Origin of the sequence: Methylophilus sp., from assembly GCF_052437885.1 — a bacterium.
Lineage (GTDB): Bacteria > Pseudomonadota > Gammaproteobacteria > Burkholderiales > Methylophilaceae > Methylophilus.
This window is the reverse complement of record NZ_JBQVPB010000018.1, coordinates 1-20,122: the sequence shown is the minus strand read 5'-3', so window position 1 is coordinate 20,122 and position 20,122 is coordinate 1. Positions and strand designations below refer to the sequence as shown.

At 54.7% G+C, this 20,122-nt stretch carries 20 protein-coding genes; 5 read left to right on the top strand and 15 right to left on the bottom strand.

The window, feature by feature from the left end:
• The 7 genes from ACT6RZ_RS14205 to ACT6RZ_RS14175 all read right to left on the bottom strand — a co-directional run bounded on the left by ACT6RZ_RS14205 (position 1) and on the right by ACT6RZ_RS14175 (position 6,926).
• Positions 1–927 (bottom strand): hypothetical protein, encoded by a 927-nt coding sequence (locus ACT6RZ_RS14205; protein ID WP_444702745.1) that lies wholly within the window; start codon positions 925–927, stop codon positions 1–3.
• Positions 924–1,835, bottom strand: a complete 912-nt coding sequence (locus tag ACT6RZ_RS14200; protein WP_444702744.1) for a DUF58 domain-containing protein — start codon at positions 1,833–1,835, stop codon at positions 924–926. Before ACT6RZ_RS14200 ends, ACT6RZ_RS14205 begins: the two co-directional genes overlap by 4 nt.
• A 65-nt stretch (positions 1,836–1,900) precedes the next feature.
• Positions 1,901–2,920, bottom strand: coding sequence for an AAA family ATPase (locus tag ACT6RZ_RS14195; protein ID WP_444702743.1), 1,020 nt, complete (start codon positions 2,918–2,920; stop codon positions 1,901–1,903).
• 268 nt (positions 2,921–3,188) lie between these two features.
• On the bottom strand, positions 3,189–3,464 hold the full coding sequence (locus ACT6RZ_RS14190; protein ID WP_379054459.1) for a methanol dehydrogenase: 276 nt from the start codon (positions 3,462–3,464) through the stop codon (positions 3,189–3,191).
• Positions 3,465–3,547: 83 nt separating this feature from the next.
• Positions 3,548–4,123, bottom strand: coding sequence for a cytochrome c(L), periplasmic (gene moxG / locus ACT6RZ_RS14185; RefSeq protein WP_444702772.1), 576 nt, complete (start codon positions 4,121–4,123; stop codon positions 3,548–3,550).
• Between the two features lie 69 nt (positions 4,124–4,192).
• Positions 4,193–5,035: a methanol oxidation system protein MoxJ gene (gene moxJ / locus ACT6RZ_RS14180; RefSeq protein ID WP_444702742.1), complete on the bottom strand. Its 843-nt coding sequence runs from the start codon at positions 5,033–5,035 to the stop codon at positions 4,193–4,195.
• Positions 5,036–5,129: 94 nt separating this feature from the next.
• Positions 5,130–6,926, bottom strand: a complete 1,797-nt coding sequence (locus ACT6RZ_RS14175; protein ID WP_444702741.1) for a methanol/ethanol family PQQ-dependent dehydrogenase — start codon at positions 6,924–6,926, stop codon at positions 5,130–5,132.
• A gap of 538 nt (positions 6,927–7,464) precedes the next feature.
• On the opposite strand from ACT6RZ_RS14175, the gene ACT6RZ_RS14170 reads away from it, so the two are divergent.
• The 5 genes from ACT6RZ_RS14170 to ACT6RZ_RS14150 are packed head-to-tail and all read left to right on the top strand — an operon-like array spanning position 7,465 to position 11,922.
• Positions 7,465–8,769, top strand: a complete 1,305-nt coding sequence (locus ACT6RZ_RS14170; protein WP_444702771.1) for a histidine kinase — start codon at positions 7,465–7,467, stop codon at positions 8,767–8,769.
• Entirely contained in the window at positions 8,756–9,109 is a 354-nt protein-coding gene (locus ACT6RZ_RS14165) for a hypothetical protein (RefSeq protein WP_444702740.1), read from the top strand. Before ACT6RZ_RS14170 ends, ACT6RZ_RS14165 begins: the two co-directional genes overlap by 14 nt.
• A 13-nt stretch (positions 9,110–9,122) precedes the next feature.
• Positions 9,123–9,755 (top strand): response regulator transcription factor, encoded by a 633-nt coding sequence (locus ACT6RZ_RS14160; protein ID WP_379035294.1) that lies wholly within the window; start codon positions 9,123–9,125, stop codon positions 9,753–9,755.
• Between the two features lie 21 nt (positions 9,756–9,776).
• A complete protein-coding gene (locus ACT6RZ_RS14155) occupies positions 9,777–10,523 on the top strand; it encodes an ABC transporter permease (protein WP_444702739.1) in 747 nt (248 codons plus the stop codon).
• Positions 10,516–11,922: a DUF4350 domain-containing protein gene (locus ACT6RZ_RS14150; protein WP_444702738.1), complete on the top strand. Its 1,407-nt coding sequence runs from the start codon at positions 10,516–10,518 to the stop codon at positions 11,920–11,922. Before ACT6RZ_RS14155 ends, ACT6RZ_RS14150 begins: the two co-directional genes overlap by 8 nt.
• Before the next feature lie 152 nt (positions 11,923–12,074).
• Here the strand turns inward: ACT6RZ_RS14150 and ACT6RZ_RS14145 are convergent, their stop codons facing one another.
• The 8 genes from ACT6RZ_RS14145 to ACT6RZ_RS14110 form a co-directional block, all read right to left on the bottom strand.
• Entirely contained in the window at positions 12,075–13,061 is a 987-nt protein-coding gene (locus tag ACT6RZ_RS14145; RefSeq protein ID WP_444702737.1) for an EpsD family peptidyl-prolyl cis-trans isomerase, read from the bottom strand.
• Positions 13,062–13,185: 124 nt separating this feature from the next.
• On the bottom strand, positions 13,186–13,872 hold the full coding sequence (locus ACT6RZ_RS14140) for a CAAX prenyl protease-related protein (protein ID WP_444702736.1): 687 nt from the start codon (positions 13,870–13,872) through the stop codon (positions 13,186–13,188).
• A gap of 51 nt (positions 13,873–13,923) precedes the next feature.
• Positions 13,924–14,595, bottom strand: coding sequence for a hypothetical protein (locus tag ACT6RZ_RS14135; RefSeq protein ID WP_444702735.1), 672 nt, complete (start codon positions 14,593–14,595; stop codon positions 13,924–13,926).
• A gap of 9 nt (positions 14,596–14,604) precedes the next feature.
• On the bottom strand, positions 14,605–16,227 hold the full coding sequence (locus ACT6RZ_RS14130) for a putative porin (protein WP_444702734.1): 1,623 nt from the start codon (positions 16,225–16,227) through the stop codon (positions 14,605–14,607).
• Positions 16,228–16,309: 82 nt separating this feature from the next.
• Positions 16,310–17,026, bottom strand: a complete 717-nt coding sequence (locus tag ACT6RZ_RS14125) for a TonB C-terminal domain-containing protein (protein ID WP_444702733.1) — start codon at positions 17,024–17,026, stop codon at positions 16,310–16,312.
• Positions 17,027–17,029: 3 nt separating this feature from the next.
• Complete coding sequence (locus ACT6RZ_RS14120; protein ID WP_379054434.1) at positions 17,030–17,434, bottom strand: ExbD/TolR family protein; 405 nt, start codon at positions 17,432–17,434, stop codon at positions 17,030–17,032.
• A gap of 2 nt (positions 17,435–17,436) precedes the next feature.
• A complete protein-coding gene (locus ACT6RZ_RS14115) occupies positions 17,437–17,847 on the bottom strand; it encodes an ExbD/TolR family protein (protein WP_444702732.1) in 411 nt (136 codons plus the stop codon).
• Positions 17,848–17,856: 9 nt separating this feature from the next.
• On the bottom strand, positions 17,857–19,494 hold the full coding sequence (locus ACT6RZ_RS14110) for a DUF2341 domain-containing protein (RefSeq protein WP_444702731.1): 1,638 nt from the start codon (positions 19,492–19,494) through the stop codon (positions 17,857–17,859).
• Between the last annotated feature and the right edge of the window lie 628 nt (positions 19,495–20,122).

Sequence of the window (20,122 nt, the reverse complement as noted above, 5' to 3'; positions counted from 1 at the left end):
TCAGGTAATCTCCACCTGGCTTAAGGTCTTGGCCAGCTGCTGCAACTCATGCAGCGACAAAGACACAGGCTGACCGGCAAAAAAAGTCTGCTGAAGCTGCTGGTAAAAATGCTGCAACAGGTCACGGTAAGGCGTGAGGGCTGACTGGCTGGCAAGCAGCCCGGGCAGGTTTTCGGCGGTGACGGCATAGCCGGCAAACTGATCCAGCGCACGGCTGATCAGCCGCATGGCTTGCATACGGGTCTCGTTCTGGTCGTGCCTGGATCGGCGTATGGCGCGCCACGCCTGCCTGAACGGCATGTGTTTTTCCTGCGGCAACTGTATCCAGCCCAGATACCAGGCAAAGTAAACCAGGCCGCAACCCAGCACAGAAAACCAGCCCGCCAGCTGCCACAACTGTCTGTCCAGCGGCCATTCCGGCAATGGCGCATCCGCATACAGCTTGACGTGCTCGGCATCGATACGCGCTGGCAGCAGGCTGGAAACAATGACCTTGTCCGCAGGCACATCCAGCGTCAGGCGCTGCTGCTCACGTTTGAATTGCAGGTGCAGGTTCTTGAGCGGCAGGGTCTTCACCGTGTCACCGGCCACAAAAATCTGCCAGTCGATCACCAGCTGTATCAGGCGCTCGTTTTTGCTGTCACTGTGTGTCCAGTGTGCTTGCCTGAGTTCTATGGCTTCATTCTGCGCAGGCGCCGGCAAACTGGCCGCATCGAGTTCAAAACCGGGTGGCACATGCAGGCTGATATGTTGCCGCGCGATACTGCCCAGGGTGTAATCGGTTTCGCGGGTATGGCTTTCAGCGCGCGGCTGCATAGTGCTGGCCGCAGATGACAGCTGCGTGCCAGCCAGCCACAGCAGGCTGCAAACCAGTATGAATGTGCGTGTTTGTTTTTGCCCATGCACTGCATGCAAGCCCTTGGTCATGACATGCTCTCCATCAGATGACGACTCACTTCTTCGGCACGCCAGCCCGGGTTCAACCACAAGGGTGAGCGCGTACCCGCTTTTAAAAAGCGTGCATTGAGTGCCTGTTTTTGCTGTTGGGCGTGCTCGGCGATCTGCTGGTGCAGACCACGCCGCAACATCCAGCTGCGCTGTTCTCCGCTTTCCATATCGCGCAGACGTGCCCAGCCAAAGGCGGGCAAGCCCGCCGTCGCGGTATGGTCGCGCAGCACGACCGGGATCACATCGTGATGCTGTCCGGCTTGCAGGGTTTGTTGCAGCAAGGCCTCAGGCCAGTAAAAATCAGAAAGCAGCAACACCAGCGCGCGCTGCGGCCCCAGTGACGATATGGTTTCCGGCATGGCCCTGGCACTGCGGCCATCCGCGCTAGCCGTCGTTGCAGCCTGTTGCCAGAAGCGGGTGATCTGTTGTGCCACTGCCTGCGCCGTCCCTGGCTGAAAACTGGGCAACACCTGCAAGGCCAGTTGTTCGTGATCGTCTGCAGCGCGCATGGCGAAGGCATCGCCCTGGCGGTTGGCAGACCAGGCCAGCGAGGAAACAAACTCTGTCACCTGCTGGCGCATATTGGCTTCGCCCGCAAAGAACATGGAGCTGGAGACATCGATAATGGCATAGACGCGCACGGCAGCACGTTCCAGATAAGTCCGCACCAGCCATTGCCTGGGCACGGTGCGCACACTGGCACGTATATCTATGCGTTTCGGGTCCGGGCAGGCCAGCAGCGGGGCAAAACCGGCAAAATCACTGCCATTGCCATGGTGGGTGGTCAGGGTAGCCCCGGCGTGATAAGCCCTGGAACGCCAGTTGATATTGTAAAAAAACTGGCGCGGCTCAAAACTGGCGTGCAGCTGCGAGGGTGCTGCAGTCATCGCGGATACATTTGCGGTTGGTGCTGACAGGATAGCCATAACGGTAACAACAGACTGCCGCCAGACTAAGGCGCAGACACCTTATCCAGGACCGCCTGCAACAGCAGCGGTGCCAGACGTGCGTGCTGCAAGGCATAAGCACCATTGAAGAACACTCTGTGGGTCATGACGAATGGCCACACGGCACGGATATCATCCGGGGTCAGATAATCGCGGCCTTCTATCCAGGCACGCGTGCGCGCACTGCGCATCAGCATGGCGGTACCGCGCGGGCTGGCGCCACCAGCCAGCAAGCGCGACATATCCACATCTGGCAGTTGGATACCTGCGGCCAGCGGGTCTTTCAGTGCCCGCCACAGATCGACGGCATACTCCTGCAAGGCGATTTCGGCCCGCACTGTTCCCTGTATGGTTTCGGCGACCAGGTTCAATTGATGGTAAGGGGTCAGGCCGGATGGCAAGCTCTGTATCAGTGCATCCACATCATAAAAACGCGTGTCGAACATCAATGCCCGCTGCAGCTCACGCGCATCCGGTGCCTGCACTGCGATCTCCATCAAAAAGCGGTCACGCGCAGCGGCCGGGATCTCAAAAGTCTCTTCCCTTTCCAGGCGGTTGCGGTCGGCAAACACGGTCAGGTGCGGGAAACGGTATTCACGGTTGAAGGCATTCACAGAGCGCTCAGCCATCAAACGCAGGAACAGGGCATGCGCCTGCGGGCGGGCACGGTTGATCTCGTTAAAGAAAAATACCGCCAGCGCCTCATCATGCTGCAACAGCGGGCCGGGTTTGACGGCGGCCTGGCCTTGCTCATTGATATAGGCATGGTAAAGAAAATCGCTGGGCATCAGGTCTATGGCACCCTCTATGCGTTGATAGCCACCACCCAGCAACTGGGCCGCCGCGCGCAACAGCGTGGTTTTCCCTACGCCCACATCGCCTTCCAGCAACACGTGGCCGCGTGAAAAAATGGCGATGGTCAGGGCACGCGTTTGCTCAGGCATGCCAACTACCACGCTGTTGAGCGCCTGTTCAAATGCCAGGGCACGTTCGCGCCAGGCAGCTAATTCGATTTTATTTTCCATACACGATCCATGATTCAGGATGAAACAGACCACTGCCGACTACCTGCAATCGACACCGGTCTGTCACATACAAGGGAGGTTGAAACTGAGCACAAAACGTCATCAGTCTCGTGGGAAAACACTGAATAATTGGCTATACGTGCAAATTGCAAGCTGGCGCGGCACTTGAAACCCTGGTCTGCTCGACATCTCGGGTTCTGCGTTCCATGCGTCTGGCACTTTGCCCCTTCACGCAACCATTCAGCGCTCTCTTTGGGGGGAATTAAGATTACTTCACGTCAAACACGAAATTGCCGTTGGATTTTGCATTAGCAATACGTTTTGCATTGCGTGCATCCATCGCTTTGATGGATTCCTCTTGCTTGTTGAGTTCTACCGGATCATGTTTCGGGTCATATTTGCTACCCGCAATCTTTTCCGGATAGCCGGGTTTGGCTTCCCAGCAGTTACCTGGCTCTTTACAACTTTGACCGTCGTAAGCCAGCGCCTGATTTGACACTGCAAACACTCCGGCCACCGCCAGTAATGTCAATACGTGTTTCATCACTTTCTCCTTAATCACAAATTAGCTGGTGTATTGTTTTCAATTAACAGAGCGCCCACCAGCAAGACGATCCGATAATGGGTTTAACCGTGTGGTGCCGCGCCGCCGTTTTTGACGTTCTCATCGGCCTGATGGCGTATCCAGGCGATCACATGCAGGATCTCGTCGACAGTCATACGGCCCTGTTGTGGCCCCATCATGCCGGCAGCACCGCCATAAATGGTTTCAAAGATACCTTTATCGGTCTCGTTCTTGGGGTAGGTCCAGTAATCGTCAGCCAGTGCCGGCCCCAGCTTGCCTTCAGCCAGGTGACCGTGGCAGCCGGAACAAGCGGTAGAAAAGATCGTGTAGCCTTTTTTCACTTCTTCTGCATTGCCGGTATACGGGTTCTCGCCGGTGGCCAGAAAGTGCTTGGCTTCTGCGGTAAAAGTCTCGCCTTCCATAGGTGACAGATCCAGCACATCGCCCGACAGCGTGCCGCGGAACTCGATCGCAGGACCGTCCTTGAGCGCTACTTTGGCTGGTGCGGTCTTGCTGGCACTGTCGGCCTGCGCAGCCGTGTCATCCTTGGCACAAGCCACGGTAAAGAAGGTCGCCATGACCAGGCCAGAGATGCCGAACGCCATCGCCAGCTGTTGTTTCACACGACGCAACGGCAGTGGCTGCGACTGGGATTGTTGAGATTCTTTCAATTCAAACTCCAAAAACTAATTAATCAGGATTGTGATTCAGTGCAGGGCCAGCAGAGGGATACCTTCATCGGTGAGGATGGCGGTGATCTCAGCCCCGTGTTTATCGATCACGCCATTCAAGGCTTCCACCAGCTCGGGGCGTTTTTTGCTGACGCCCATCACCACGTTGTAATGCATGGGGATCTTTTCACCGTTGGTCTTTTTGGCGTTGTCTTCGACATTCACCATTTTCAATGGCACTTCCGAGGCACGCACATAACGAGCCGCTTCAGGCGCCCACAGCATGGCCATATGCAGATGCTTGCTAGACACATCATTCACCAGGCGTGAAGGCTCGACATGCACATAGCGGTTACGCGTGGACTGGAAATTCTGGATCTCGGTGAAGTAATCGAACATGTCATCAAAGCGGTTGATCTGCAGCAACATGTTTTTGCCCGGGCTATCCGGCATCACACCGATACGAAAATTCTTTTCCTTGAGGTAGGGATGGTCCCAGGAGGTGACATCGATCTCGCGGTCGGCACGGGTGACGAACACATAGGAAGAACGGTAATAGGGTTTGGTGACCAGCACACGCGGGTCGTTGGGGTCAGTGCCCAGCAGCACATCACATTTGCCTTCTTCCATGTCCTTTTGCAAGGTTAACGGGTTGGTCCACCAGAAATAATTGACCGGCACATTCAGGGTTTTGCCAATGACAGCAGCGATCTTGTTCTCAAAGCCTTCTTTTTTGTCATTGGAGAAAGGTAATTCGGATTTACCGGCACAGATATTCAGTGCATCGGCAGCAAGTGCGGGCAATGCCATCACACTCAGGGTCACAGACAGGCAAACGCCCAACCAGCGACGACTATTTCTTTTCACATCAGCAAACATTTGTTTTCTTCTCCATTAGAGAGAACAGGATGGCCGGCATTCCTTGCGTCAGACGGCCATCCTGCACATTACAGCTACAGGTTCACTGTGTTGATTACAGGCTGAACACCATCAGGCCACCGCCCATTTGTGTGTGGTTCTGCAGTTCTTTGAACGCACCAACCGCACCCAAACCAGCGCTAGGGTCTGTCAGGTCAAACACCAGACCTACACCAGGCCAGCCGCCTACACCGTACATGCTGCCCACGTACTGCTTACCCTTGAAGGAGTAAGTCATAGGTGATCCGATACCACCGGAAGGCATCTTGAAGTTCCACAGCTCTTTACCGTCTTTGTTATCCAAAGCTTTCAGGTAACCGTCCAGAGTTGCGTACCAGACCAGGCCACCTTTGGTGTACAAAGTACCGCCCCAGGCTGCGAACTTCTCCCACTTGGTCCATTTCGCCTTACCTGTAGTCAGGTCGAAAGCACGGATCTGACCCATTTCTTTCTTGGTCGGGCCGTTAGGGCCTGGGTACATCGCCAGCGTTGCACCAACGAAGAACTGACCTGCACGGTATGGCAGCATGAACGGCTCCCAATCCATACAAATGTGGTTCAGGCCTGCGTACAGCGTACGGCTTTCAGGATCGTAAGAGTCAACGCCCTGGTTGTGGAAGCCCATCGCTGATGGACAAATATTGGTACCTTTGTGGTCCATACGGGTTGCAAACTCAGGGTCACGTACCGGGGTGCCGGTTTTCAGATCCACTTTTTTGAACACGTTCACAGCCGGGTCGACTTTTTCAGCAACGATCAGGTTGCCGTTCTCGCGGTTCAATGTGTAGAGGATACCGTTACGGTCAATGTGGCTCAGCAATGGTGTCACTTTGCCGTTGACTGGCTGGTCGGTCAGCACCATCTGGTTCACACCAGCAAAATCCCACTCATCGTGAGGCGTTTTCTGGTAACCCCATTTCGCCATGCCGGTGTCCAGATCGCGACCCCAGATAGTCATGGTCCACTTGTTGTCGCCAGGACGCATGGTTTCGTTCCATGGTGCCGGGTTGCCAGAACCGTAGTAGAACAGGTTCAATTTAGGGTCATAAGCATACCAACCCCAGTTTGTACCGCCACCGATCTTCCAGGCATCGCCTTCCCAGGTTTTGGTACCCAGGCCGAATTGACCATAGTGTGGATTGTCTTTGTTGAAGTCTTTAGCCAGACGCACAGAGTCATCAGAACCTGTAGCAAAGGCACGCCATTTCAACTCACCTGTTTTCAGGTCGAAGGCATTCACAGCACCACGCACACCCAGCTCGGCACCTGAACAACCCATAAGGATGGTGTCTTTAGCCACGAACGGAGCCTGTGTCAGTGTAGAACCCACTTTAGGGTCACAGACTTCCACTTCCCAGTTGGTTTTGCCGGTTTTGGCATCCAGTGCCAGCAAATGACCATTGGCCTGTTTCTTGATGATCTGGCCAGCGCCGTATGCCAGGCCGCGGTCAACCACGTCACAGCACATCACCGCTTTGGTAGAAGCATCCTGCTTGGGTTTATGCTGCCAGACGATCTTGCCCGGATCATTCAGGTTCAGGGCGTAAGTATTGTTTGGGAAAGCAGAGTGGATGTACATCATGTCGCCGATGACCAATGGCGCACCTTCATGGCCATTGAGTACACCAGTAGAGAATGACCATGCCGCTTTTACATTTTTTACGTTGGATTTATTGATTTGAGCCAATGGGCTGTTGTGCTGGCTATAATAGCCACCAGTTGCGATCGGCCAGGCGCCAGGTGTGTTTACCTGCTTGTCCAGCTCTGCATCTGCCATGGCCAGGCCAGAAAAGCCTGCAAACAGGCCCCCGACCAAAGCGCCAAGAATGGCACTAGATGATGTTACTTTCATACTATCTCCTAATCTCTCAAGAATGAGTTTCACGTGGTGTTGCGACATCCCCCCGAATGCCGCACTGCACGACCTGAATTGTTAATAATTTGTAACAAAGGCAATAGATGAATGATTCCCTATCATTGCTTCAACAATTCATTCATGAAGACCGGCCATATACGGGAATTTTTCACGAGGCAGTTGATTGAGATGTGGTCTATAGTGGCGCTACGTTAAGTGCCACTGAATAGGTCGCGCTACGTTAAGTGCCACTGAACAAGGTCGCGCTCATTAAGTGCCACTCAAGGAAGGTGGCGCTAAATTAAGTGCCACTGAATAAAGTCGCACTACATTCAGTGCCACTGGATTTGAGAGGCGCCAGATCAAGTGCTTATAGAAGTCGCGCTGAATTAAACGGGTCGGCGATGCCTGGCCTTCTTAAGTTTCCTGAAGCATTGTTTCATTCATGCATCCTTACTAACTGGTCTACCCTGTGATTGCTGTTATTCAAAAATTTGGCAAATTAGGCCGCCCTGGTCAGGACACGCTCATTGTGATGACGGGCGTGGCGCTTACGTTTGCGCTCTCATCCGAGTTTGACCTGGCCGAGCATGTCACTGCCTGGTTATTGACTTATGAATATGCACAGCTGGATGAAGTCCCGCTCACATTGTTTGTGTTTGTATTGTTCAGCGCCTGGTTCAGCCAGCGCCGCATCCGTGAGATCCATGCCGAGGTTGAGCGCCGCCAGTTAACCGAAGCTCAGTTACTGAGTAGCCAGCAACTATACAAGACCCTGTTTGATGGCGACCTGACCGGCAATGTCGTGCTGGATACCAATGGCAATATCGGCATGCATAACCGTGCCTTTGATCGTATCTGCCGGCCGCAGAACAGCGACCGCAATGCCAGGAAACTGTTTGATTTCGACTGGAGCGCGTTTGTGGCACAACTGCAACATCACCAGGAAATCAATTTCAATAAGCTGCACATCTGCAGGCCGGACGGTTTGCCGTGCTATGTTGGCGCCAGGTTTGTCTATGTACCGGCAGAAAAAAACAACAGCGCGCAGATACATGGTTACCTGGTCGACATGACTGAACAATGCCTGGTAGAGCTGGACCTGGAACGCACCTTAAAAGAAAACCGCGTACTGGCCCGCCATGCCATGCAGGTACAAGAGCAGGAACGTAAATATATCGCCAGCGAGATTCACGACGAAACCGGCCAGTATCTGACGGCGATCCGCATGGACGCACTGGCGCTGCAAAAAAGCACGCCTGCCCAGGCCAATGTCATCGCAGTCAGGATCGCTTCCAACACCCAACATGTACAACAATCCATACGTGTACTGATCAAACATTTGCGGCCACCGGCGCTAGACTCGCTTGGACTGATAGGCGCAGTAGAAAGGCTGGTCAACGACTGGCAAAAACTCAATCCCAAAGTGGAGTGCCATCTGCAACTGGATACCAGTGATTATGTGTTGCATGAAGATATCAACATTGTGGCGTTTCGCGTCGTGCAGGAGGCCTTGACCAATATCACGCGTCACGCACATGCCAGTGAGATCTGGGTGGATATCCACATCGTCACCAGACAGGGTGCCTCCCTGCTGCAGATCGAGATCCGCGACAATGGCCTGGGCATGGATACCACGCAATCTACCGAAGGCGTCGGGCTGGTAGGCATGCGTGAACGCATTGAGTCCCAGCAGGGCACCTTCAAACTGATGAGCGGTTTGCAAGCGGGCACCATGATCACCGGACTGATCCCCTTACCGGAGGTGCAGCGAAAAAAGCTGCCCCAGACATCCCTTTCACCCTCAGCATCAGGAGTAAATGATTATGCAACATCGTAAATGGCTAGCGTTGATCGCACTGGCTTTCCCGCTATATTTGCCAGCCAAAGACCTGAACACGGAAGAACGCCCTTTTCTCGAGGCCTACAGCGGCAAATCGCGCGACTTTGTAGAAGAGAACCTGGGTAAACCTGTGAAAAAGGAAAGCGCCGTCAAACCCCATAATGCCGACCAGATCCTGCAGGAAAAAGGACAGGCGGTTTCAGGCAATGGCGACAATGTCGAGATGTGGTATTACCGCGGCAAGATCCAGTACGCGCCAAACAAGTATTTCAATACCGCCGAGCTGACATTCGCCAACGACAAATGTGTGAATATCACGTTTGCCAACAAGAAATAAAGGATAAGCATTGATGGCAAAAGTAATGATCGCCGATGACCACGCCATGCTCAGACAAGGTCTACGCACATTGCTTGAGCAGGCCAACCATCAGGTAACCACCGATGCCCTGAATGGTGAAGAAGCCTGTTTACTGGTAGAAAAACATCACCCCGAGCTGTTGATCCTGGATCTGGATATGCCGGGCATAGGCGGGCTGGAGACACTCAAACGTATTTTGCATCGCAAACCGCAAATGCGCGTACTCGTGTTCAGCATGCATGATGACTGTATCTATGCGACGCGCGCCATCCAGGCAGGAGCCCGCGGTTATGTGACCAAAACCGAACCGCCGGAAGTGGTGATGGAAGCCGTGCAAAAAATACTGCGTGGCGGACGCTTTATCAACAATGAGCTGGCTCAAAACCTCTCCATGTACCATCTGGAAAGCCAGGAGAACCCTATCCAGAAGCTGTCGCCACGCGAATTCGAGGTGTTTAGGCGTATCGCGCAGGGAGAAGCGCTGGCGGCAATCGCCAAAGGCATGCATATAGGCTACAAGACCGTGGCCAATATCCAGACCAGTGTGCGGCAGAAGCTGGGGGTGGAGACCACCGGCCAGCTGGTGCATATCGCCGTGCGTTTCGGCATCATCAAAGGGCTTTAACGCCCACACCCGGTACCCTGCATGATACTGATCATTGCCCGCAAAGAACTCCGCAGCCTGTTTGCCACGCCTATGGGCTGGCTGGTACTGGCTATTTTCCAGGCCATCGTCGGCACTTACTACAGTTTAAGTTTCAACCAGTATTTTGAGATCATGCAAAGCGCACAATGGCAGGTGCAGAAGATAGGCATCACGCAATTCATGGCCGAAGGTGTGTTTGGCGTGGCGGCGATGCTGATGCTGTTCGTGGTGCCACTGATCAGCATGAAACTGATCAGTGAAGAGCGCAAGAACCAGACCATGGCCCTGCTGATGAGCGCGCCATTGTCCATGAGCGAACTGATACTGGGCAAGTTGCTGGGTATCGTCAGCTACCTCAGCCTGCTGATAGTGACCATGGTGGTGATGATAGCCATGATGTTGCCGTGGGCCGAAATAGATATCCCCTACCTGCTCACCCACGCGCTGGGTCTATGGCTGCTGGTGGTTGCCAGCAGCGCGCTGGGCCTGTATGTCTCCTGCCTGACGGCCAATCCTATCCTGGCGGCTTTCGGCAGCCTGGCTGCGCTGATGGTCTGGTTGTTGCTGGACAAGTTTTTTGCCGATAACAATCAGGTACTGTTTCACGATTTCTCGCTGATGCAGCACTACCGCCAGTTCGCACTTGGCATGCTCAACAGTTACGATGTCTTATTCTTTGTGCTGTTCGCGGCCTTCTTTATCCTGCTTTCTATTCGCCGCTTACATGCTGATCGGTTGTATGGCTAATCCACTACTTTCCAAACCGGCCAGATCCTGGTTATCGCTCACAACACTGCTATGGCAGCACCGCCTGGTGGTGCCTGGTTTATTGCTGGTGACGCTGGCACTGGGTGTGCTGGCCTGGCATTTCAATATCATCACCGACCATACCAACAATCAGCGCAACACTTTATCCAAAGCCAGTATCACGGTATTGCAGGCATTACCTGCGCCTATAGAAGTCACGGCGTTCAGCAGCAACAGCCCTTACAAAGGCCGCTACTTCAGAAAGTCCATACAGTCGCTGGTGCAACGTTACCAGCATATCCACCCCGCTATCCAGTTGCAGTTTATAGACCCGTCTACAGCTCCTGCGCTGGCGCGCGAGCAGCAGATCAAAAAAGAAGGCGAAATGATCATCCGCTATCGCGGGCAACAACAGCGCATGTACCTGCCTTACAGCGAAGAGGCATTCACCAATGTGCTGCTGCAACTGCAACACGGCGCGCGGGCGCCCGTGCTGTTCTCTAGCGGCCAAGGCGAGACGGCACTGGACAGTAGCGCTGGCGATGGTGCCAGCCAGCTGGCGGCAGCCATACGCGCAGCCGGCTTACAGCTGCTAGACAGCCCGGACCTTGCCCTCGCCAGCGCGGAAAAAAAACTGCCTGTGCTGGTACTGGCTGGCGCGAGCCAGCCCTATTCTCAGGCGCAGGTAACAGCGATACAGACGCATATCAGCAAAGGTGGCAATCTGGTGTGGCTGGTAGACGACCCGGCCAGGCAAGGGCTGCAGGCCGTGGCAGACTCACTGGGGCTGGCTATCAGTCCAGGCATGGTGATAGACCCGGCCAACCGCCAGTACGATATCCCATTGCATGCGCTGAGTACGCAACGCTACTCCGGGCAAGGGCCGACCCAGGAGTTCTCCCTGCGCAGTTTTTTTGAGCAGGCACATGCCATCGTGCGTCACCGGCAGCCGCAAGACCCCTGGCGCACGCTGCCACTGGTTGCCGCGGCAGAGCACGGTTGGGCCAGTAGCGCCTATCGCATGGCCCATGCAGAAAAACTGCCGGCTTTCAACGCGCAAACGGATACACAGGGGCCAGCGACCATCATGCTGGCGCTGGAAAAGACACAACCCTCGGGTGAGCTGCAAAGGATAGTGGTGATAGGCAGCACGGGCTTTTTCAGCAATGCCCAGCAGCAGCGTGGCGGCAACCTGGCACTCAGCATGCAGAGCCTGCAATGGGTGGTCAACAACCAGCCCAGTGTCAGCCTGCCGGTGGCACCTTTACGCGATAGCGTTATTCTGCTGCCTGCACGGCAGACCTGGTTGCTGCTGTTGTTCAACAGTTTCCAGTTTGGCCTGCCGGCATTATTGCTGGTTGCCGGCTGGTTAAGCTGGCGCAGGAAACACCGGCACTAGCCTGGTTTCTGCCGCATTGACCTTCTGTGAGCCACTCAGCCGCAGCTGTTGACGCCAGCGCCAGTCAGGCGATCCGCGGATGCAGCGCATGCCAGCCACTACAAAGAAAAAGCCCCGGCATGCCGGGGCTTTATTCATGACGCTATCAGCGATTACAAGCCTGACAGGCCTTTTTCAATGGCTTTATTATGTCCACCTGGCTGAGGCGCGGCCTCTCCGGGGGCGGCTGGTGCTGCAGGCAGAGCAGGTGCATCTGCTTTGCCTGCAACCGGCGCGGTGGCTGGAACGGCGGCTGGCTTGCTATCCAGTGTCAGTGTTGAGAAATCGCCAAAGAACTCCACTTTGGCTTCTTTGCGCAAAGCGGCCACTTCATTTTTGATCAGGGTCTGCTGACCGGCGTTCACCAGATATTGCTGGATCACCGGCTTGGCTTTATCCACTTCAACAGGTTGGCGGTCTACTTTGGCCAGGAACAGCAGCACCAGGGCATCTGGGCCTTTAACGATCAGCGTATCACCGCTTTTGAGCGTGTTCAGCTTTTTCAGCAGGTCCAGCGGTAATTGTTCGGCGGCTTTTCTGCTGGCATTGGCGGTAAACACATAGTTATTGTCTTTCAACCATTTGCCCAGTTCGTCGCCGGTCTTGGCAGGCGTAATACCCGCTTCGATCTCGCTGGCATGCTGGTTGCCGTCTTTGACCACGAATTCCTGGATCACATAGACATTACGCTCGCTGAACAACTCAGGATGCGTGTCGTAGAATTTCTTGATGTCGTCACTGGATGGCTGCGCTTGCTTGGCAGCCACTTTTTGCATGTAGGCTTGCGCTAACAGTTGTTGCCTGGTCGCTTCCAATACCTGCAATACATTCGGGTCGCGGTCCAGCTTGGCAGCCAGTGCTTTTTGCTTGAGCAATTCAACATCTACCATTTGTTGCAGGACTTTTTCTGAAGCAGGCTTCAGCTGCGCCTGGTCTATCTTGCCTGCTTTGGAAAGTGCAAAGTTCAGCTGGTGCACCGTGATCTCATCGCCATTGACTTTGGCCACCACTTGCGTGGAGCCTTTGGCGGATTCTTCGTGCTTGCTGCAACCTGCCATGACCAGCATCAGTGCTGGTACGATTAATGCAATTTTTTTCATCATCACCCTTTAATAAAATTCATCTAAATTGTGCTTATGTTTATAGCGCGCCAGAACTATGTTTCTTAACGTCACCTGAGCTTTGGTATGCTCTATTGTTCACAATGTATGTTACCACACTCATTTACCAGTATTGCCAATGTCCACCAAGCACCACCCACGCGCCCAGCACGCCATTGGTCACCATGTGCGCCAGTACCGCGACCCACAGCAGCTGGTATCTACGGTACAGGCCGGCGTAGATCAGGCCGGCCAGTAGCCCGGCGAACCAGAGCTGGTGTTCAATGGCAAATAATACGCTACTTACCAGCACTGCATAAGTGCCCACGGCAGCGGGTGAGACTGCCATAAACTCGGCATGTTCCAGCCTGCGCATCAAATAGGCGCGCCAGAACAGTTCTTCGATGACAGGCACCACCAGCGCGGAGCCGCTCCAGCGACAAACCAGCCAGAACACATCCATCGCATCGTACAAAGGTAAAGCTTTGCTATCAGCGGCAACATAACCGCCCATCCATGCCGGATAAGGCAATATCCAGATGGCGAACACCAGCAGCCCGCTCAGGATGGCGATCACGCCGTGGTAAAAAGAGGGCGCCAGCGACAACTCTGTATAGTCACGCCAGAAATAAAGCAATAATGCGACGGCGGCCAGCGTACGCAACAGGTAGGTCGGTTGGCTGCCCAGCCCCAGCCAGCTCAGCCCCGAGGCAAGCAAAGGCTCGCAAGCCAGCAACAGGATAAAGCCGATAAAAGGATAGATCCTGGCCCGCTCGTGCAGGGTGAACAGGGATTGCAGTTGAAAAGACATCAGCTCAGCCTATACTTAAAGTCACGGAAGCCCCTCAACCACATGCGATGGTCAGGGGCTTGCTATTGTATCAACTTTATTTTCAAGCAGCTGGCTGCGTTTGTTTTGTAACAGGTTTTCAAGCTCTACGCGCTTGAGTTGAAAGAAAGGCTCTTCACGCATGGCTTTGCGGTAGGCACTTGCATCCGCATACAGGCCGACCAGATCATTACCATAGGCATACAGGCGGCTGTTCTTCTCTTCGCAGGACACCAGCTGCTGATGCGCAGCACTCACATTGCTGACCAGCTTCTTGCGCTGTGCATCATTGACGCCCAGATCTGCCCTGGCTGACTGCAGTTGCTGCTCAGCGGTTTCGCGGCCCTGCGTCTGTTCTGCCAGCTGCGCTTGCAACTGTTGCAGCTGGGTGGCTAATGCCGCCTTTTCACTGCCCAGCCTGCTCGCCTCAGCCTGCAGCTGCTGCGTGCGTTTAGCCTGGCCCTGCAGTTTGGCAGAATGCGCACGCTCTGCATTCTGGGCGTGGCTCAGGGCATCAGACATGCTTTTCTTTTCCTGCTCGAACTCGGTCTGCAGCGCCGTTTTCTCTGCTTCCATATCCTGCTTCATCTTCTGCATCAGGATCGCAGCGCGTTTCGCCGCCTTGTCCTGCTTTTCAGCCGCCTGCACCGGTGCCTGCATGCCCAGCAGCAAAAGCCCCACAACCATAGATGAGATGAGTTTCATGCCGTGCTCCTAGAATCTGCCATTCAGGTCGACAAAGAAGGTATCCACCGAGAACGGCAAGCCCGAGATCTCGTCAGTGCTGATATACCTTGAGGATAACCAGGCATTTTTACCTATGCCATACTGGCCGCCGATAAAGAAGCCTTTGGCATCTGTACCACCCAGGTGGAAGTTAGAATCGGTGAAGCCATCCATGACCGCATCCGCTTCCAGTCGGCGATAGCCGCCGAACACTTGCCAGTCATGCAGTTTTCTCACTGACTGATGGCCTACCATCAGCGATAGCTCGTAGCCTTCGTTTTCCTCTTTGTAAACGTTGCCGGTACGACGCAGGATCTCCTGCTGGTCAAAGCCTATGTTTTTCACGTAAGCACCATGCAGAATAACGTGTACCGGGTCGAATGCCGCCAGGTCCACTTCGCCGGTAAAGTTGATCAGCTGGAACTGTGAGGCCAAACCACAAGGGCCACCTGCACCACAGCGATTGGCATTCAGGCCGTCTACACTGAAGGTGCTGTTGCCTTTTTGGCGCCATAACGGCACGGTGCCTGCATAGCGGTTTGGATCGCCTATCGGGTTGAGTTCGCCTTCTACATTCTTGAAGTCATAAAAAGCCACGCCTAGTTTGACTTTGCTATCGTTGCTTGAAGTCCACTCCACACCACCCTGCGCGGCATACAGCCACTTATCTTTCGCCTTGTTGATATTAGAGCTTTCAATCTCTTCTATCGGATAGGCACCCACGCTGGAGAACAGCTTCCAGTGCTTGTTGATGGCCGGGTTGGCGCTCGCCACAAAACCATCAAACGCCAGATCCGGGTCCCAGATCAGATCGGTGCCAAAAGTACGGTTGCTGGTAAAGAAAGGATTGGCGAAACGGCCGCCCGTCAGGGTCAGCCAGTCATACGGTTTCGCTTCCAGAAAAGCACGGTCCAGGCCGAACACGAATTTACCCTGCGAGAAACCCTCGGTCTGGTTAGGCGTCACCGGCGTCTGCAACAGGCCGGTCTGGAAACGGATACCGCCGGTCAACCAGTCATTGATATGCAGATTGGCGCCGAACAATGCGCGGATACGATGGCGCTCACGGTCTTCGGTTGAGTTATTGACCACCACATTGCGCACTTCTGATGACGACAGCACGCCGGGGATCACATTATTCTCGCTGAACATGTCTTCCTGGTAGCGCAGGCGCAACTCGCCTGTCCATTCAATACGGTCTATCCACTCCGGCACACCCAGGCGCTCACCCGCCTTGTAATTGAGCTTTTTCATGACTTCCTGCTCGATTTCGGCACGCATCTCGTTTTTGACATGCTCAGGCACATATTGCACGCGGATAGCCTTAGGCTGGCCTTCAGCCGGCTTTTCTGCGACTGTCTCGGCTTGCGCTGCTGCTGCGTCCGCTTCTTCCTTGGCTTTCTGTTTTGCCAGCTGCGCCTGTTTCAGCAAGGCGTCGGCTTTCTCTTTTGAAAGCACGCCTTCCTGCACCAGCAGCTCGATCAGGCTCATGGTGGTCGCTCTTACCTCTTCCAGTGACTCACGCTCACTGGCACTGGCGATATCGGTCTGCGAGCCGAATATGGCCGCCACCATCATTGGGATCACCCAGTTTTTTGCTTGAATTTTCATTATCTTTCCCTTGTTACCCTTATCTTTTACAACTGCCCGAGCGCTGCATGGCTATGTCCGGGCTTGCCCGGTCAGCACACGATCAGGACATATTTTGTGAAGTCACCCGTATCACCACTTTGCGTGGCATATCTTCAGGTGCTGATTCCCCTAGCGGTGCCACGTGAGCCAATGCCTTGCGTATCAGGGCATCAGTCTCCTGGTCACCGGTGGAAGCTATCAGTTCTGCATGGTCTATATCGCCCTGTGCATTTAAAAACACCCTGACTTCGACCTGGTACTTGGTCTTGTTCAGGCCGCTCTCGGCTGCCAGCGTCTTTTTAATCTGTGCATCCACCTTGCCGGTGAACCAGGCAAAGGCCGCCATATTCTTTTTGCCGCCTATCCTGGGGCCGGTGGTGACATCGCCGCCTTTGTATTCATTGTTGACCGCCCCTGACTGAAACGCGCTAGGGCCATCGCCGGCCGGGCCTTCCATTTTCAGGTTTTCCGCCGGTGGTGCTTCTGCCGGCTTGGGCTCAGGCTCCTTGGGCGCTTCCTTGGGTTGCTCTTTAGGCGTCTCCTTGGGCGGCTCTTTCGGAGGCGGTGGCGGCGGAGGCGGTGGTGTATCCGGCAGCAGCTTGACAGTAGTGATCTGCTTTTTATGCGGCTGGCCGCCAGAGAACAGTTTTTTAAAGCCGTAGCCGATACCGACCAGTACCGCCAGCAGCAGCAATACGATCGCGATACGCGTCAGCCAGACACGTGCCGCAGAGGGCGGCAGCGGCTCTGAAATAGGGTCCAGTTCATGTGATGCCATGGCTTACGTCCCTATCTTGCCGGTGACCAGGCCGACATTTTCTATCTGCAGCCGGTTGACCAGGTCTATCACCGAGATCACGCCGGCATAAGGCGCCTGTGCCTGGCCCTTGATCATGATATTGACCTTGGGGTCCATAGCCTTGGCCTGGTTGAGCTGGGTCTCCAGTTCGGCCATGTTCACGCCCACGCCATTGATAGTCAGCGTGCCGCCCTGCTGCACCTGCACTATCTTGAGGTCGTGTTTCTCGGTGCTGGGTTTGTTGGAAGGCTTGGGCAGATTCATGGTCAGCCCCTGCACGCCCGCCGTGGTCATCAGGATAAAGATCACCAGCAGCACATAAGCCAGGTCCAGCATGGGCGTGATGTTGATGGTGTCGTAGGGTTGTGCGTCGTTTTGAACTTGCATGCTTATTCCACAACCTTTTTGGTGACCAGGCCGACTTCGGTGATATCCAGCCGCTTGCAGATCTCCAGCACTTCGGAGATCTTTTCGTAATGCGCTGCAGCATCGCCTTTAAGCACCACCGGCAACTCGGGGTTACTGCCCTTGTATTCGGCCAGACGCTGTTCCAGCTGTGCCATATCGACCGGGAAAGCATCCAGATAGACACTGCCGTCACTACTGACCGTAATGGCGCGCATTTGCGGCTTGGCCAGTGCCGCAGAGTTGACGGTATGCGGCATTTCGACTTTGACGCCCTGCACTGAAGCGGTGGTCATGATGATAAAAATCACCAGCAACACATACGCCAGGTCCAGCATGGGCGTAATGTTGATCTCATCATAAAGCTGGTTCTCTTCCTTGACGCCTTCTGACATCGCGCTGCCTTATTCCTTACCGTACAGTTCGGCAGTGCGGGTGATGAACTCATCGACAAAGATCTGCATGGCGATGGTGATGTTTTTGACACGACTGGCCAGGTAGTTGTAACCAAACAGGGCCGGGATAGCGACCGCCAGACCAGCGACAGTGGCCAGCAACGCAGCGGCGATACCCGGTGCAATGGCGTTGACGTTGACGTCACCGGCGGCGGCGATCGCGGCAAAGGTGATCATCACACCGACCACCGTACCTAACAGACCCAGGAAAGGGCCGCCGGAGATCGCAATGGTCAGCAACACCATCAGGCTGTTCATGCGCTGTGTCTCGCGCACCTGGTCAGCATCGACAGCGGCCTTGATCGCATCGATAGAGGCACCGCTTAACGACACCTTGCCGTCATGTTCCCGCTTTCTGATCTCGCGCAGGCCAGCCTGGTACAAGCCGAACAGCGTGGAGTTAGGGTAATTGCCGGCTTTGTCCAGCGTCAGCAGATCTGCGGCTGAAGCTTTCTGGAAACGTTGCAGGAACAGCGCATTGTCTTTGTCAGTACGGGTGACCAGCACCGCTTTGCTGAACATGACCCAGACACTGATGAAGAACATCACGGCCAGTATGCCTATCACCACTTTGGCATCGACGGTCAGACTGTCGATCAGGATGCCCATATAATTAGGTTCACCGCCCTCTTCGGCATCACTTTCACCGGCAGAAGTCACGACGATCAGTTTGGCATCAGCACCTTGCGATTGCGCGACCAGCTCCAGCCAGGCAGCGCTACGTGCTGTGGATGCCAGTTGCAACTCATCGATCTCGGCACTCAGTGCCTCACCTACGGTCAAGCTGGCCGCGGCCTGTGCATCACTGGCGGCAACCTGGGCAACAGATTGCCCATTGATATAAAGAATGGCCTGGCCACCCTGGAATACCAGCGCCACATGTTGCCACTGGCCGGGCTTTAATTCGCCACCGCGTGTGCTGGCAGCACCTGCCTGCAAGGCCAGGGTATTACCGTCCAGGTTCAGGCTGATATTGCCGGTCTTGAACACTGCAGCCGTTTGCGGCAGGCTGGCCGCTTTCAGCCACACTGACCAGGTCGCTCCATCGGCCAGCTGCGGCGCGGCTGGCAGGGTGATGGTCAACGGACTATTGTTGAGCACTGCACTCTCGGCGATCAGGCCGGCTTTTTGCTGGGTGGCATTGCCGCTGGCTGTCAGCTGGCCCGGGCCGCTATCTTTCAGCAAAGCATTTTCAGAGAAGGCAAAGCGTGCCACCAGCGCGGTATCATTGAGCGCCTGTGCGTCGCTACCAGGCTTGGCCGACTCATTACCTGTGTACAGGCTGATGGCCAGGTCTTTGTTGGCAGAAGACAATTGCGGCAGCACTACCCAGGCGACCGCCAGCTCGTTCACCGCATCATATTTCTCAAGTGAGAACTTGAGTTCAGTTTTGTCATCCGCAGCAATAAAGCGGATATCCGAGCCATCGACATTGGCACCGGTGAAATCGAAATTTCCCGAATGCAAACGTACCAGCACAGGCGCCTGGTTCACGGCTTCCTTCACGCTGGCTGTGTCTATGCTGATTTTTTGTTGGGTGGCCCAGTCTGAATTCCAGGCGGCCTTCGCCGGTAAAGCAAGGGTCATCAAACAGAGGCTGGCTATTAAACCAAGGGTAGACTTCTTCATATCCATCGCAGTCGAGTTAATTCGAGGTGCAAGTCTATAGAGTGAATGTTGCAGAGAAATTAACAACGGACTAGCCGGACTAGTTTTTTAATTTTCACAAAAGAATGTAGCGGTCAGGCTTAGTGTTTATAGGCTGAGAGATCATTAAAGCTGGAGGTTTTCTGAGCATGTGCAACGGTTGGTTTATGCGCAAACCGTGCGCGCTACATTAATCCGTCATTCCGGCGGAGGCCGGAAAACGTAGCGTAGCGAAGTTTCGAGGGACGGCTATCCAGGCAAGGTGAATGCTTAGCTTGATTGCAATTAGGGTGCAGATGTCGCGCTTGCTGGAGGTTTTAGTAGGTATTTATTTGGATAGCTCTGTGCTCTATTTCGGCATTTTATTTCGCCCCTCGGCGAGTTACTTTTCTTTGCTTGCCCAAAGAATAAGTAACCAAAAGAAAGGGCACCCTAGCTTCCGCTTTTTCCCTGCGTTGCTCGTCAACGTGGGCGTCCAACGAAACTCGCCCTAGCGGCTTGCACACTGCGCAAGCCACCGCGGAACTCGAACAGACGCTGGCCGACCCCTCCCACGCTGACTGCGCTA

Excerpts from the sequence above, each read along its gene's own strand:
- ACT6RZ_RS14190 (WP_379054459.1), bottom strand. The coding sequence starts at position 3,464 with ATGAAACACGTATTGACATTACTGGCGGTGGCCGGAGTGTTTGCAGTG.
- ACT6RZ_RS14130 (WP_444702734.1), bottom strand. The coding sequence starts at position 16,227 with ATGAAAATTCAAGCAAAAAACTGGGTGATCCCAATGATGGTGGCGGCC.
- ACT6RZ_RS14160 (WP_379035294.1), top strand. The coding sequence starts at position 9,123 with ATGGCAAAAGTAATGATCGCCGATGACCACGCCATGCTCAGACAAGGT.
- ACT6RZ_RS14140 (WP_444702736.1), bottom strand. The coding sequence starts at position 13,872 with ATGTCTTTTCAACTGCAATCCCTGTTCACCCTGCACGAGCGGGCCAGG.
- ACT6RZ_RS14120 (WP_379054434.1), bottom strand. The coding sequence starts at position 17,434 with ATGCAAGTTCAAAACGACGCACAACCCTACGACACCATCAACATCACG.
- ACT6RZ_RS14205 (WP_444702745.1), bottom strand. The coding sequence starts at position 927 with ATGACCAAGGGCTTGCATGCAGTGCATGGGCAAAAACAAACACGCACA.
- ACT6RZ_RS14195 (WP_444702743.1), bottom strand. The coding sequence starts at position 2,920 with ATGGAAAATAAAATCGAATTAGCTGCCTGGCGCGAACGTGCCCTGGCA.
- ACT6RZ_RS14145 (WP_444702737.1), bottom strand. The coding sequence starts at position 13,061 with ATGAAAAAAATTGCATTAATCGTACCAGCACTGATGCTGGTCATGGCA.
- moxJ (WP_444702742.1), bottom strand. The coding sequence starts at position 5,035 with ATGTTTGCTGATGTGAAAAGAAATAGTCGTCGCTGGTTGGGCGTTTGC.
- ACT6RZ_RS14110 (WP_444702731.1), bottom strand. The coding sequence starts at position 19,494 with ATGACCCTTGCTTTACCGGCGAAGGCCGCCTGGAATTCAGACTGGGCC.
- ACT6RZ_RS14200 (WP_444702744.1), bottom strand. The coding sequence starts at position 1,835 with ATGACTGCAGCACCCTCGCAGCTGCACGCCAGTTTTGAGCCGCGCCAG.
- ACT6RZ_RS14175 (WP_444702741.1), bottom strand. The coding sequence starts at position 6,926 with ATGAAAGTAACATCATCTAGTGCCATTCTTGGCGCTTTGGTCGGGGGC.
- ACT6RZ_RS14135 (WP_444702735.1), bottom strand. The coding sequence starts at position 14,595 with ATGAAACTCATCTCATCTATGGTTGTGGGGCTTTTGCTGCTGGGCATG.
- ACT6RZ_RS14115 (WP_444702732.1), bottom strand. The coding sequence starts at position 17,847 with ATGTCAGAAGGCGTCAAGGAAGAGAACCAGCTTTATGATGAGATCAAC.
- ACT6RZ_RS14155 (WP_444702739.1), top strand. The coding sequence starts at position 9,777 with ATGATACTGATCATTGCCCGCAAAGAACTCCGCAGCCTGTTTGCCACG.
- ACT6RZ_RS14125 (WP_444702733.1), bottom strand. The coding sequence starts at position 17,026 with ATGGCATCACATGAACTGGACCCTATTTCAGAGCCGCTGCCGCCCTCT.
- ACT6RZ_RS14165 (WP_444702740.1), top strand. The coding sequence starts at position 8,756 with ATGCAACATCGTAAATGGCTAGCGTTGATCGCACTGGCTTTCCCGCTA.
- ACT6RZ_RS14170 (WP_444702771.1), top strand. The coding sequence starts at position 7,465 with ATGACGGGCGTGGCGCTTACGTTTGCGCTCTCATCCGAGTTTGACCTG.
- ACT6RZ_RS14150 (WP_444702738.1), top strand. The coding sequence starts at position 10,516 with ATGGCTAATCCACTACTTTCCAAACCGGCCAGATCCTGGTTATCGCTC.